Source organism: Streptomyces daliensis (assembly GCF_054782395.1).
Genome location: NZ_BAAGSO010000106.1, coordinates 71806 through 84577 on the forward strand (window position 1 = coordinate 71806; position 12772 = coordinate 84577).

Genomic DNA, 12772 nt, shown 5'->3' on the forward strand with positions numbered 1-12772 from the left:
GTGGTCACGGTGTGGTCTCCCGGGCGGAGGACAGGGCGTAGAGGTGGTCGACGAGGGCGATCAGCACGTCCCGGCTGGACTCGCGCGAGCGGGCGTCGCACTCGACGAGCGGCACGTCCTCGGGCAGGTCCAGCGCCTCGCGCACCTGCTGCGGGGTGTGCCGGGGGCCGCCGAAGTCGTTGCTGGCGACGATGAACGGGGTGCCGTGCGCTTCCAGCCGGTCGATGGCGTACCAGGAGTCCGAGAGCCGTCGGGTGTCCACGAGGACGACGGCGCCGAGCGTGCCCAGGAACAGCCGGTCCCACAGGAACCAGAAGCGCTCCTGGCCCGGCGCGCCGAACAGGTACAGCACTGTCCGCTCGTCGAGGCCGATGCGGCCGAAGTCGAAGGCGATGGTGGTGGTCGTCTTGCCCTCGACGTCGGTGAGGTCGTCGACGCCCTCACCGGCGCGCGTCATCGTCTCCTCGGTGTTCAGCGGACGGATGTCGCTGACGGAGCGGACCATCGTCGTCTTGCCGACCCCGAAGCCGCCGACGATGACGATCTTGAGCCCGTTGTCGACGGTCTCGCTCAGGGGCGGGCGGCTCGCGGGCTGGTGGGCCGCGGTGGGGCCGGTCGAGGCGGGGCCGGTCGCGGTGAGGTCAGAGGTTGCGGAGTCCAACGAGCACCTGCTTCAGGATTTCGGGATCGGGCAGTTGATCCGCTGAGGCGGTCGTACGGGGGTGGCGGGCGGTGATCCGGCCCGCCGCGAGCAGGTCGCCCAGCAGGATGCGGACGATGCTCACGGGCAGGCCGAGATCGGAGGCGACCTCCACGACCGCCGTCGGGTACCGGCAGATCCGGAGGATCGCGACGTGTTCCGACTGCATTCCGGGCACCGGGTCGCACTCGCTGACCACGAGCGTGACCAGGTCGAACGTCTCCGTGTCCGAGCGGCTGCGGCCGCCGGTCACGGTGTAGAGACGGTCCGGATCGTCGTCCCGGCCCGGCCGTGTCATGTGGTCCCGCTGCCTTCGCCGAGGTTGCGGGGCGGCGTGCTGAGGTACTCGCTGAGCTGCTCGATCAGCTCGTTCATGTTGTGCCCGACGAGGCCGACGTCGGAGTCCTCGTCGGCGACGACGGCCAGATGGGCGCCGTCGCCCGCCTCGACGACGAACAGGATGCCGCCGTAGAACTCGGCCATGGCCTGGCGCACGCCGCCGGTGCCGTCGCCGAACTCGATGGACGCGCCGTGGGACAGGCTCTGGATGCCCGCGGAGATCGCGGCGAGCTGGTCGGCCTGGTCGACGGAGAGTTCGGGGGTGCGGCACAGCTTGAGGCCGTCACGGGAGAGCACCAGGGCGTGCCGGGCGCCCGGCGTGCGGCTCAGCAGACTCTCCAGCAGCCAGTCGAGCTTGCTTTCGGTGGTCATTCGGTGTCGTCCTCCGGGCGGGAAGAGGAAGGAGAGAGGGACGGGGTAGCGGAAGCGGAAGCCTGGGGCGGAGCGGTGCCTTCGCCGATGCGGGTGCGGGGGTCTGCGCCGGTGTCTTCGCCGGTACCGGCGTCCTCGGACGGGCCGCCTTCCGCTGACGGCTGGCCGCCCTGGACGGCGCGCCGGAAGGCGCCGAACCGGGAGCCGGAGCGCTCGGGAGAGCGGGCGCCCTCCGCGTCCTTGGCGGCACGGGGCGGCGGTGTCTGCGCGCGCTTGGAGGCGGCGGCCAGGGTCTGCCCGCGCCGCCGCTTCGGCAGCCCGCTCTCGCCGGTTTCCGGAGCCGGAGCGTGCTCGGGCGAGGGCTCGCGCGTGACGCCGGACTCCGCCGGCGCTGACGCGTCGGACACGTCAGATGTGACGGACGCCTTGGACGCGTCGCCACGCGCGGACGTCCGCCGCGTCTCGGGCGGCAGTGCCTCCAGCCGCGGCCGTCGCTCGGGCTCGCGGACGCCGTCCGCCCCCTCGGCGCGTGACTGCCGCGGCACGGCGGGCCGTTCCTCGCGCTTGGTCTGGGTGATCAGTTCCTGCGGAATCATCATCAGCACGCCCGTGCCGCCGTGCGCGGAGGGCCGGAACGAGACCGTGAGCCCGTGCTTGCGGGCGAGGCGTCCGACGACGGGGAGGCCGAGGCGGGTGCCGGAGAGCGTGGTCAGATCGAGTGACTCGGCGGACACGGCCTGCTCGGCGCGGCGCAGCGCGACGTCGCCCATGACCAGGCCGCCGTCCTCGACGGTGATGACGACACCGGCCGAGACCTCCTCGACGTACACATGCACCTCGGAGGTGGGCGGGGAGAAGTTGGCCGCGTTGTCCATCAGTTCGGCCAGCGCGTGCATGACGCCCTCGGCCGCGTGGCCCGCGACGGCGACGGTGCTCGTGGAGTGCAGGCGCACCCGCTGATAGCCCGCGATGCGGCCGAGCGCGCCGCGCAGGATGCTCTCCATCACGATGGGCTTCGCCCAGCGGCGGCCCGAACGGGCGCCGGTCAGCACGGCGATGGAGTCCGCGAGCCGTCCGGCCTGCGCCGTGCGGTGGTCGAGGTGGAGCAGGTCGCCGAGCACGTCCTCGTCGCTGTGGCGGTGCTCCATCTCGCGCAGGTCGGCGGCCATGCTGGTGGCCAGCGCCTGCACCCGGCCCGCCGCGTTGGCACACGCGGACATCGCGGCGGCGCGCCTGCCCTCACCGCGGTGCACCTCGGTGGCCACCGTGGTCAGGACCCGCCGCTGGGGCTCGTCCTCGGTCGGGGGCGCGGCGGCGAGCGCGGTCTCGGCTGAGGCGCCCTCGCGCAGGCGCTGCACCAGCGCGGGCACGGTGACGTCGGCGAACCGCGCGGACGAGGCCCGCAGCGCCTCGATCGACGCGTCCCTGAGGGCGATGGTGTGCCGCAGCCCGCGCGCGACGAGGACGGCGTGCGCCGCGACCGCCACGGCCGCGCACAGCAGTACGGCGGCGGCACCGGCGCTCCATGCGACGACGGCGCGCTGGGCGAGGGGTGTGGCGTAGACCGCGATCAGCCACGCGGGCGCGGCGACCACGACGGCGACGAGCAGGGCGAGCGCGGTCCCGGTCCCCGGCCGCTGCGACCTCCGGCCGCCTGGACCGGGAGGCGGAGGCTGGGGCGGGGCTATCTCGGGGGTCATCAATCAGGGTCCTCGTGGACAGATCAGGTCCGGACAGGGGACAGGGGGACGATGGCGTTTCGGGCCGAGCGACGCCGGAACAATATATTCGAGTTGGCGATCTTATGTGCGAGTGCGGGTGCGGGATCGGGCCCGGAGGCACACAGGGCCGCCCGTCGAGGGCGGCCCTGGTGCGGTTCCGATGCGGTTCTGGCGCGGTTCTGATGCACCGTCAGCTCGCGGCCGGGCCCGTCGAAGGGCCCGTCAACGGGGCCTGATCAGCGGATTTCCGGCGCGGGACAAGCCTGTGGAGGGAGGCGGCTGGACGCCGCGCGTGAACGGCGCCGCCGCCCCCGGGGCGTCACAGCCCGTACGTCTTGCCGATGATGTCCCGCTGTATCTCGCTCGTGCCCCCGTACACGGTGGAGACCACCGCGGTACGCAGATACCGCTCCATGTCGTATTCCGTCGCGTATCCGTAGCCGCCCATCATCTGCATGCCCTCCAGGGCCGCCTGCTTGGCCAGCTCGGTCGTCTTGAGCTTGGCCATGGACGCCTCGCGGGGGAAGAGCCGCTCGGGCTCGGCGTCGCAGGCCGCCGCGGTGTCGAACACCAGCAGCCGCGCGCACTCCAGCTCCGTGGCGAGGTCGGCGAGCCGGTGCCGCAGCGCCTGGAACGAACCGACCGGTCGGCCGAACTGCTCGCGGGTGCGGACGTAGGCGACGGTGTCCTCGAAGATGCGCCGGGTCAGCCCGAGCATGTTCGCCGCGAGGAAGAGCCGTTCCGCGTTCAGCCCGGCCATGAGCTGGCTCCAGCCCTCCCCGACCTCCCCGACCACGGCGTCGGCGGGCAGCTTCACATCGGTGAGGTAGACGTCGTTGACCTCGCGCCCTCCCATGGTCTCGATGCCCCGGATCTCCACGCCCGGGGTGTCGGCGGGCAGATGGAACATCGTCAGGCCCTCGTGCTTGGAGCCCGTGGAGCTGGTGCGCGCGACGAGCAGGATGTGGCTGGCCAGATGGGCGTTGGAGATCCACGTCTTGTGCCCGTCGACCGTCCAGCCGCCGTCCTCGCCGCGCACGGCGGCGCAGCGCAGCGCGGCCACGTCCGAGCCCGCCTCCGGCTCCGACATGGCGATCGAGAGCACCTGCCCCGAGACGGCGCCGCCGACCGCGGTCTTGCGCTGCGCCTCGCTGCCGAAGCGCTCGTACGCCTTGGCCGTGATGACGGAGGTGACGAAGCCGCCAGCGGGGATCTGGCCGAGGCTGCACTCCTCCAGGAAGAGGCACGCCTCCGTCATGCCGCCGCCTCCGCCCCCGTACTCCTCGGGGAGGCAGACGCCGAGCCAGCCCAGCGCGGCGAGCTTGGCGTACAGCTCGGGACTGTGCGGGCCCGCGCCGCCGGATGTGAGGTCCTGGCGGCGCTCACGCGTGCCGCACTCGCGGCGCGCGAACTCCCGCACGGCCGTGGCGAATTCCTGCTGTTCGGGCGTCGGGGTGAACGGCACGGTGCCTCCTGTGCAGCGGCTTGAAACAATGAGATGGAGATAGTGTCTATGTAGCAGAGTGCGTGTGGTTCAGTTGGGTGAAAGCACGGGGAGGGGCCGATGGCCGTACAGGACAGGGAAGCCGGGGGAGCCGGGGAGGGTGAGGGCTCGCTGCTCGCCCGCGTGCTGGCGACGGCACCGGAGGAGGACGCGCTGCGCGAGAAGATCCTCGACGCGGCACGCGAGCAGTTCATGACCTTCGGCCTGCGCCGCTCGACCGTCGACGACGTCGCCAAGCGGGCGCGCGTCTCCCGGGTGACCGTGTACCGGCGCATCGGCAACAAGGACCAGTTGGTGCAGGAGTGCCTGCTGAGGGAGTACCGCAGGTTCGTCGCCGAGGTGGACGCCGTCGCGGCCGAACTGCCCACGGTGGAGCAGCGCATGGAGGAGGGCTTCGTCGTCCTGCTGCGGCACATCCGCGACCACCCCCTGGTCGGCGGCCTGCTGAAGCTGGAGCCGGAGCTGATCCTGCCGTATCTGACGGTGGACTCGGGGCCCGCGCTCGTCGCGATGCGCGAGTATCTGGCCACCCGGCTCCGGCGCGTGCAGCGCTGCGAGGGCAGGCCCGAGGGCGATCCCACGCCGGTCGCCGAGCTGATGGTGCGGATCACGGTCTCCTTCCTGCTGAACCCTGAGAGCTGTTTCCAGCTCGACGACGACGACCAGGCCCGCGACTTCGTGCGCCGCTACCTGATCCCTCTGCTGGACCGGTGAGCGCCGACCGGTGAGCGCCGACCGGTGAGCGCGGCGCCGCCCGCCGAGGGCGACGGTCAGCGCCGCGCGTGCAGCCTGCGCGCCAGCTCCACGGCACGCGCGGCCTTCTCCCCCGGGGTCGCGTACGACGTCAGATCGACGTAAGGGCGCATCCGCCGCACCGTCACCGAACGCGGCGTCGCGAAGGAGCGCAGTCCCTCGTCGCCGTGCACGCGCCCGTACCCCGACTCGCCCGAGCCGCCGAACGGCAGCGAGGGCACCGCGGCGAAGCCCAGCACCGTGCCCACCGAGACCGCGCCAGCGCGCAGCCGCTCGGCCACCGCGAGACCCTCACGCCGTGACCCTGTGAAGACGGCGGCGCCCAGCGCGTACGGCGAGTCGTTGGCGCGCTCGACGGCCTCGTCCAGGTCCCGCACGGAGTTGACGGCGACGACGGGCCCGAACGTCTCCTCGCGCATCGCGGGCGAGTCCTCGGGCACGTCGACGAGGACGAGGGGGTGGACGAAGGGCGGCCTGACCGACTCGGGCCCGCCCAGCGGCGCCCGCGCCCCGGCGCCCAGCGCCTCCTTGAGGTGGTACTCGACTGTGCCGGTCTGGGAGGGCAGCGTCAGCGGGCCGTAGTCGTCGGGCTCGCCGTCACGCGCCGCGCCGGGGCCGCCCGTGCGCAGCTCGCGGGCCCGGTTGACGATCCGCTCGCACAGCTCCTTGTGCACCCGCTCGACGGCGTAGACCCGCTCCACCCCGGCGCAGGTCTGGCCCGCGTTGGACATCGCGCCCCACACGATCGCGTCGGCCGCCTCGTCCAGATCGGCGTCGGCGCCGACGAGCACCGCGTCCTTGCCGCCGCCCTCGGCCAGCAGCGGCGTCAGTGTCCGCGCGCACACGGCGGCGACCTTGCGGGCCGTGGCCGCAGAGCCCGTGAAGGCGACCTTGTCCACACCGGAGGCGGCCAGCGCCTCCCCCGTCTTTCCCATGCCGGTGACGGTGCGCAGGAGCCCCGCGTGCTCCGGCACCGTCTCCTCCCACATCCGGGCCAGCAGCACGCCCGTGCCCGGGGTGAGTTCGGAGGGCTTGAAGACCACGCCGTTACCGGCGGCGAGCGCGTGTCCGATGGAGCCCATGGGGGTGTAGACGGGGTAGTTCCAGGGGCCGATCACACCGATGACGCCGAGCGGACGGTAGGCGAGGAGGGAGCGCTGGTGGACGGACAGGGCGCCGGAGGCGACGCGACGGCGGCCGAGGACGCGCCGTGCGTTGCGCGCGGCCCAGTCCAGGTGGACCACGGCGAGCAGCACCTCGGCCCGCGCGTCGTGCATGGGCTTCCCGGTCTCCGCTGCGACGGTGTCGGCCAGTTCGTGCGCGCGGGAGGCGAGGGCGCGCTTGAAGGTGAGCAGCGCCGCGCGGCGCCCCTTCCACCCGGCTCCGGCCCAGTCCCGGGCGGCCGAGCGTGCGCGGTCGACGGCCGCGCGCACCTCCTCGGGGCCGTGCACCGGGTGATCGGCGACGCGCTCGCCTGTGGCGGGGGAGAGGGAGGTGAAACTCTCTGCGCTCTTCATGGGGGGTCCTCACGGTGTGTGGGAGAGCTGGTGGGCCGGGGAGCGGGCGGGCGGGCCCGGTGGGGGCCGGTGCCGTTACCGGCGCTGGTCCTGGTCCTGGTGCTGGTGCCGGTGCCGGTGCCGGGCAGCGGTTCGAGGGGGCGGCTCTGGGCCCAGGCGGGGCCGAGATCGTCGAGCGTGTAGCCGAACGGGTACGAGCGCGGGGCGAACCGGGCAGGCCGCCACCGCGGTCGCGCGGGCCCCAGCCGCAGGAGCGCGGACCGCGCCCGTACCGCCGAAGCGGCCAGCGAGCGCAGCCACGCGGGCTGTACCGGGAAACCGAGCGCGCGCAGCAGGGGTTCGTCCAGCAGTGCCAGCGTGGCGCGGCCGACGAGCGTGCGCAACGGTGCGGGGTACCAGCCCGCCATCACGCGGAACGTGGCGTTGGCGACCCGGTGGTTGGCCGGGTCGTAGGCGAACATCTCCGCCTCGTACGAGTCCAGCAGCTCCTCGAAGCCCTCCATGGTCCGCGGCGCGCCCTCGATGCCCATCGCCTCGGCCATCCGGTGCCCGACGAGGGCGAGCGCGGCCAGCTCGTTCGCGCACAGTGGCCGCCAGCCGAACCGCTCCAGCCAGCGCTTGGGCCCGACGACCGTCGTGGCGAGGACGTAGCGGAAGTCCTGCTGCGGTATGCGGTACTTGCCGTGGATGCGGTTGAGGTGGCGGGCCGCGGCCTGTCCTCGTGCGGAGCCGAAACCGTCGACGGCCATCTCGTACGCGAACAGCACGGTGTCGTCGTAGCGCTTCTGGCCCGCCTTCTCGAACTCCTGGGTGCGGTCCAGCAGCCGGGAGATCCGGGGGACGCCGAAGTCGCGGAGGAAGGCGACGCTGACCCCCTGCTGGTAGTCCCAGGGGAACTCGTAGCGGGTCAGCAGCCGGAAGATCTCCTCGTAGTCGCGCGCGGGGTCCATGCGCTGGATCGCGCGCAGACGGCTGTAGCGGCCCATGGGGCGGCTCCTCTGTGCTGACGGTGCCCGGATGAGTCAAAGTTACAAAGACTATTGACTTGTTTCATCGTCCCCGTCAACACTGCTGACGGAGATTCAAATGACCCGCCGACGTCGGTGCACCCGAACGCCGCTGGAGGCATCATGAAGAACGTGAGTGCACGGAACGACAGCCTCCGCGAAGCGGGCGAAGGTGGCGGCGAGGGTGAGGGCGGCGGCGAGGACAGCCCCGGCAGCCCCAGCAGCGCCGGCCGTCGCGCGGACCCGCCACCGCCACCCCCTGACGGCCTGCTCTGGGAGGTGGCCGGAGAGGCACGCGCCCTGCTGATGCTGCCCGCCGCGCTGACCATGCAGGTCGCCCACCCGGCCGTGAGCGCGGGCGTCGACGACCACTCCGTCTTCCGCACCGACCCCTGGGGCCGCGGCGAGCGCTCGCTGACCTCCCTGCTGACGTGGGTCTACGGAGGAGAACAGGCGGCGGCGGAGGGCAGGCGGCTGCAGCAGCTCCACAAGACCATCCAGGGCACGGACGCGCACGGCCGCAAGTACCACGCCCTGAGCCCGCCCTACTACGCCTGGGTCCACGCCACCGGCTTCCCCGTCTACCGGCACGCCCAGCGCTACCTCGGCCGCCGCCCCTACACCGGGGCCGAGGAGCGGCAGCTCTACGCGGAGTGGCTCCAGGTCGGGCGGATCCTCGGGCTCCACGACCGCGACATGCCGCAGACGGTCGAGGAGTTCTGGCCCTACTACCGGCGGATGCTCGACGAGGAGCTGGAGGCGACGCCCGTCGTGCGCGAGCTGGTCACCACCTCGCGCCACCTTCCGCCGCCCGACCGGGGACCGCGCCCGCTACGGCTGGTGCTCGGGCTGCTGTGGCCGCTGCTGCTGCCGCCCTTCGCGCGCTTCCGCCGCTTCGTGACCATCGGCCTGATGCCCCCGGACGCGCGCGAGGCGATCGGCCTCCCCTGGACGGCCAGCCAGGAGCGCGCCCTGAAGCGGTTCGGGCGGGTACTGGCCGTGGTGCTTCCGCTGCTGCCGGAGCGGCTGCGGTACGTGCCGATGGCGTACCGGGCGCGGGCGGCGCACCGTGCCGGGGCCTGACGGCGCGGGCCTGTCGGTGACGCCGGGTCCGACGGGGACGGCGGGCCCGGAGGAACCGGGGCCGGAGGGAGCTTTCTCCCTCCGGCCCGTGCCTCAGCGGGCGTGCGCCCCGTCAGCGGGTGTGCGCGTGATCAGTGGGCGTGATCAGTGCTCGTGCACGTGGTTCGTCTCCTGGATCTTCTTCCAGGACTTCGGGCGCTCGGGGGTGTCCGAGGCGCTCAGCGCGGGTGCTCCGGGCTTCGAGGGCTCGTAGAGCCAGGTGTCGAAGAGCCCGGACAGCGGCTCGCCCGAGACCTTCTCCGCGTAGGTGACGAAGTCGCGGACCTTCGCGTTCCCGTCCGCGTGCTGCTGCGGCCAGCCCTTGAGGATCGCGAAGAAGTCCTCGTCACCGATCTCGTTGCGCAGCGCCTGGAGCGCCATCGCGCCACGGTCGTAGACGGCGGCGTGGAACTGGTTCTCGGGGCCCGGGTCGCCCGGCTTCACCGTCCAGAACGGGTCGTCGGCCGGGTGCGAGGCGTACGCGTAGTCGGACAGCTCCTGCGCCGTGCCCTCGCCCTGGTCCTCGGACCAGAGCCACTGGCTGTAGCGCGCGAAGCCCTCGTTGATCCAGATGTCCTTCCACTGGCGCACCGAGACGCTGTCCCCGTACCACTGGTGCGCCAGCTCGTGCACGACGACCGACACGTTGGAGCCGTTCGCCCAGCCGCGCTTGCCGTAGAAGGGGCGGGTCTGCGTCTCCAGCGCGTAGCCCGCGTCGACGTTCGGCGCGTAGCCGCCGACGGAGTTGAAGGGGTACGGGCCGAAGTAGCCCTCCAGCCACTCGGTCACCTCCGCGCTGCGCTCGATGCTGGCGCGGGCCGCGCCCTCGTCGGCGCCGAGGTCCTTGCTGTAGGCGTTGATGACGGGGAGGCCGCTGGAGGTGGTGTCCTTGACGACGTCGAACTTGCCGACGGCGAGCGTGGCCAGATATGTGGCCTGCGGCTTGTCGGAGCGCCACGCGAACCGCGTCCAGCCCGCGCTGGAGCGCTGCGACTGGAGGGTGCCGTTGCTGAGGGCCGTGGTGCCGTCGGGCACCGCCACGCTGACGTCGTACGTCGCCTTGTCCGTCGGGTGGTCGTTGCTGGGGAACCACCACCAGGCGGCCTCGGGCTCGTTCGCCGCGACGCCGCCGTCCGGGGTGCGGTGCCAGGAGGTGAAGCCGTCCACCTCGACGTCCGAGGGGACGCCGGAGTAGCGCACGACGACGGTGGCGCGCTGCCCCTTGGCCAGCGGCGTCGCGGGCGTCACCTCCAGCTCGTGCGCGCCCGAGGTGGCGAAGGACGCCTTCTTGCCGTTGACGCGTATCTCGCTGACGTCGAGGGCGAAGTCGAGGTTGAAGCGGGACAGGTCCTGGGTGGCGGTGGCCAGGAGGGTGGCCGTGCCGCCCAGTTCGTCGGTCTTCGGCTGGTACTTCAGCCGCAGGTCGTAGTGGGAGACGTCGTAGCCGCCGTTCCCGTAGTCCGGGTAGTAGGGGTCGCCCACACCCGGCGCTCCCGGCGCGGGCTCGGCGGCCGATGCCGGGATCGCCAGCGTGAGGGCGGCCAGCACCGCTGCCGGGACGATGAGTCTGTGACGCACGGGGTCCTCCAACTCCATTGCGCTCTCGCGGGATCGCGAGGCCGTGACAGGTGTCATCCGGCCTGAAGGGTATGTACTCCCGCGCCCTGCGGTACGTCCACAGTGCCTCGCTTCATGTGATCGCCATGGGCCGTATACAGGCCACGGAGACGGGTCACGGACAAGGGTCACGGACACCGGCCACCACCGGGTTCGGGACGGTTCGGTTGACCATCGATTTAACTGCAACTAGCATTGTTGCAGTTAACTGGTGGCGACGGCGGGAGCGGGAAATGGCGGGGCTCAGCAGCAGGAGCGCGGTCGCGATTCACGCGCTCGCGATGCTGGCGCACCGGCGCGGGGGCTCGTTGACCTCCGCGGAGATCGCGGACAGTCTCGAAAGCAACCCGGTCCTGGTGCGGCGCATCCTCGGCCGCTTGCGAGACGCTGACCTGGTGTGGTCGGCCGAGGGTCGGGGAGGTGGCTGGTCCCTTGCCCGCGCCCCGCGGGACATCACGCTCTACGACGCGTACGCCGCCGTCGAGGGGGCACAGATCTTCTCGCGGCACACCCATCCGCCCAGCGGGGCGTGCGAGGTCGGGCGCACCATCGGCGACGTGCTCGACGCCGAGTTCCAGAGCGCGGAACGAGCCCTGGAGGAGCGGCTCGGCGGGACGACGATCGCCGGCCTGCTGGGGCGGATACTCGCCTCCGGCGCCGGACAGCGGGACCACTGATCAAGCGCACATGCACACCTTGTGTCATGACGCACGACTTAACTGTAACTGGCTCAGTTGCAGTTTGGAACGTACCAGGAGTGAGAGCGGTGCCCCAGGAACCCGAAGCACTCGCGAGCACCGTAGCCCGCGGCCCTGCGACCTACGACCTCGTGATCCGTCGCGCACATGTCTTCGACGGCCGTCAGGCGCTCGACGGTCTGTACGACATCGCCGTCGACGGTTCGGAGGTCGCTGCCGTCTCGGCCGAGCCGCTCAGGGGCGGACAGGAGGTGGACGCGGCCGGAGGATGGGTCATGCCGGGCCTGATCGACACCCATGTCCACTTCTACGACGTGCGAGCGGTCTCCGGTCCGGATGCGATGCGGGATTTCGAGGAGAACGAGCTTCCCGGAAGGCTCGGGCTGTTCCTCGACCACGGGATCACCACCATCAAGTCGGTGGGCGATCCGACGGACGGAATCCTGGACACGCGGGCCGGAATCGCCGCGGGCACGCTGCGGGGCCCGCGCCTGCTGGCGACCGGTTGCGGTATCACCGGACGCGACGGACACCCCGCCGCCACCGTCTTCAGCGGCAACCCCTGGGCGCGCGAGCGCTTCACGGGAGAGGTCGAGAGCGTGCGGCAGATCCGCGACCTGGTGCACCATCTCGCCGACCGCGGGGTGGACGCGATCAAACTCCTGTCGGAAGGCGCGTGCGCACACTCCGGCGGGCCGAAGTACCTCTGGCGGAACCCCGCCTTTCCGGATGGTGTCGCGTTGGAACGGCTTCCCCTCGATCTCCTTCGGGCGGGTATCGAGACCGGGCACGAGCGGGGCCTTCGGGTCACCGTCCACACCACCCAGCAGGCCGCGGCACGCGAGGCGATCGAGGCCGGGGCTGACGGCCTGGAGCACGGTGTCACCGTCGAGCCACTCAGCGACCACTCGCTCATCGACCTGATGCTCGAACACGACATCACCTACACGCCCACGCTCTGGATCGACGACGCCCACCCTGACGCCCGTGGCAATCTGCGCAAGGTCGCTGAGGCAGGCGTGCACATCGCGCTGGGCAGCGACACCTTCAGCGGCCGGGGCCTGTTCGGGGCCAACACCCTGGAAGAGGCCGAACTCATGGTGGCGGCCGGGATGACACCCACCCAGGTGCTGGCCGCGGGCACCAGTGGCGCGTCGCGGCAGTGTGTACGCGCCGACCTCGGCACGGTGGCCCCCGGCAAGCGCGCCGACCTGCTCGTGCTGAACGCCGATCCCACCGCGGACATCGGCAACCTTCGCGACCTCGGCATGGTGATCCTGAACGGCCGACCGGTCGTCGACGAGCGGTTGAGCCCGACCCCCTGAGGCCCCCGGCCCCCTGAGACGCCCGCCCTCTCAGTCCGCGTTGTGTGACATCTGTTCACGAGTGGTGAATGCCCATAATCTGATGGGGCATCACGTT

12 protein-coding genes are annotated in these 12772 nt (G+C 71.9%); 4 read left to right on the top strand and 8 right to left on the bottom strand.

The window, feature by feature from the left end:
• Positions 1-4: 4 nt before the first annotated feature.
• The 5 genes from ACYVOO_RS27975 to ACYVOO_RS27995 form a co-directional block, all read right to left on the bottom strand.
• The gene (locus tag ACYVOO_RS27975; protein ID WP_461018486.1) at positions 5-661 is read right to left on the bottom strand and encodes a GTP-binding protein; all 657 of its coding nucleotides are present in this window, start codon (positions 659-661) and stop codon (positions 5-7) included.
• On the bottom strand, positions 642-998 hold the full coding sequence (locus ACYVOO_RS27980) for a DUF742 domain-containing protein (protein WP_461018487.1): 357 nt from the start codon (positions 996-998) through the stop codon (positions 642-644). The genes ACYVOO_RS27975 and ACYVOO_RS27980 overlap by 20 nt, the downstream gene beginning before the upstream one ends.
• A complete protein-coding gene (locus ACYVOO_RS27985) occupies positions 995-1411 on the bottom strand; it encodes a roadblock/LC7 domain-containing protein (protein WP_453346136.1) in 417 nt (138 codons plus the stop codon). The genes ACYVOO_RS27980 and ACYVOO_RS27985 overlap by 4 nt, the downstream gene beginning before the upstream one ends.
• Positions 1408-3111 carry a sensor histidine kinase gene (locus ACYVOO_RS27990; RefSeq protein ID WP_461018488.1) on the bottom strand — a complete coding sequence of 568 codons (1704 nt, stop codon included), beginning with the start codon at positions 3109-3111 and terminating at the stop codon, positions 1408-1410. The genes ACYVOO_RS27985 and ACYVOO_RS27990 overlap by 4 nt, the downstream gene beginning before the upstream one ends.
• A 340-nt stretch (positions 3112-3451) precedes the next feature.
• Entirely contained in the window at positions 3452-4597 is a 1146-nt protein-coding gene (locus ACYVOO_RS27995) for an acyl-CoA dehydrogenase family protein (protein ID WP_461018489.1), read from the bottom strand.
• A gap of 99 nt (positions 4598-4696) precedes the next feature.
• On the opposite strand from ACYVOO_RS27995, the gene ACYVOO_RS28000 reads away from it, so the two are divergent.
• The gene (locus tag ACYVOO_RS28000) at positions 4697-5350 is read left to right on the top strand and encodes a TetR/AcrR family transcriptional regulator (protein ID WP_461018490.1); all 654 of its coding nucleotides are present in this window, start codon (positions 4697-4699) and stop codon (positions 5348-5350) included.
• A 56-nt stretch (positions 5351-5406) separates the two neighbouring features.
• Here the strand turns inward: ACYVOO_RS28000 and ACYVOO_RS28005 are convergent, their stop codons facing one another.
• Together ACYVOO_RS28005 and ACYVOO_RS28010 are read right to left on the bottom strand one after the other, a co-directional pair.
• Entirely contained in the window at positions 5407-6906 is a 1500-nt protein-coding gene (locus ACYVOO_RS28005; RefSeq protein ID WP_461018491.1) for an aldehyde dehydrogenase family protein, read from the bottom strand.
• Positions 6903-7892: an oxygenase MpaB family protein gene (locus ACYVOO_RS28010; protein ID WP_461018492.1), complete on the bottom strand. Its 990-nt coding sequence runs from the start codon at positions 7890-7892 to the stop codon at positions 6903-6905. Before ACYVOO_RS28010 ends, ACYVOO_RS28005 begins: the two co-directional genes overlap by 4 nt.
• Positions 7893-8180: 288 nt before the next feature.
• On the opposite strand from ACYVOO_RS28010, the gene ACYVOO_RS28015 reads away from it, so the two are divergent.
• The gene (locus ACYVOO_RS28015; RefSeq protein WP_461018774.1) at positions 8181-8996 is read left to right on the top strand and encodes an oxygenase MpaB family protein; all 816 of its coding nucleotides are present in this window, start codon (positions 8181-8183) and stop codon (positions 8994-8996) included.
• 144 nt (positions 8997-9140) lie between these two features.
• On the opposite strand, the gene ACYVOO_RS28020 is transcribed toward ACYVOO_RS28015, so the two are convergent.
• Positions 9141-10613 carry a M1 family metallopeptidase gene (locus ACYVOO_RS28020; protein WP_461018493.1) on the bottom strand — a complete coding sequence of 491 codons (1473 nt, stop codon included), beginning with the start codon at positions 10611-10613 and terminating at the stop codon, positions 9141-9143.
• 272 nt (positions 10614-10885) lie between these two features.
• Between ACYVOO_RS28020 and ACYVOO_RS28025 the strand changes: the two genes are divergently transcribed.
• Both ACYVOO_RS28025 and ACYVOO_RS28030 read left to right on the top strand, forming a co-directional pair.
• Positions 10886-11329 (top strand): Rrf2 family transcriptional regulator, encoded by a 444-nt coding sequence (locus tag ACYVOO_RS28025; RefSeq protein WP_461018494.1) that lies wholly within the window; start codon positions 10886-10888, stop codon positions 11327-11329.
• 89 nt (positions 11330-11418) lie between these two features.
• Positions 11419-12675: an amidohydrolase family protein gene (locus tag ACYVOO_RS28030; RefSeq protein ID WP_461018495.1), complete on the top strand. Its 1257-nt coding sequence runs from the start codon at positions 11419-11421 to the stop codon at positions 12673-12675.
• Positions 12676-12772: the final 97 nt, after the last annotated feature.

Coding starts and splice junctions, on each gene's coding strand:
- ACYVOO_RS28025 (WP_461018494.1), top strand. CDS start 10,886: ATGGCGGGGCTCAGCAGCAGGAGCGCGGTCGCGATTCACGCGCTCGCG.
- ACYVOO_RS28000 (WP_461018490.1), top strand. CDS start 4,697: ATGGCCGTACAGGACAGGGAAGCCGGGGGAGCCGGGGAGGGTGAGGGC.
- ACYVOO_RS28005 (WP_461018491.1), bottom strand. CDS start 6,906: ATGAAGAGCGCAGAGAGTTTCACCTCCCTCTCCCCCGCCACAGGCGAG.
- ACYVOO_RS28010 (WP_461018492.1), bottom strand. CDS start 7,892: ATGGGCCGCTACAGCCGTCTGCGCGCGATCCAGCGCATGGACCCCGCG.
- ACYVOO_RS27990 (WP_461018488.1), bottom strand. CDS start 3,111: ATGACCCCCGAGATAGCCCCGCCCCAGCCTCCGCCTCCCGGTCCAGGC.
- ACYVOO_RS27980 (WP_461018487.1), bottom strand. CDS start 998: ATGACACGGCCGGGCCGGGACGACGATCCGGACCGTCTCTACACCGTG.
- ACYVOO_RS27985 (WP_453346136.1), bottom strand. CDS start 1,411: ATGACCACCGAAAGCAAGCTCGACTGGCTGCTGGAGAGTCTGCTGAGC.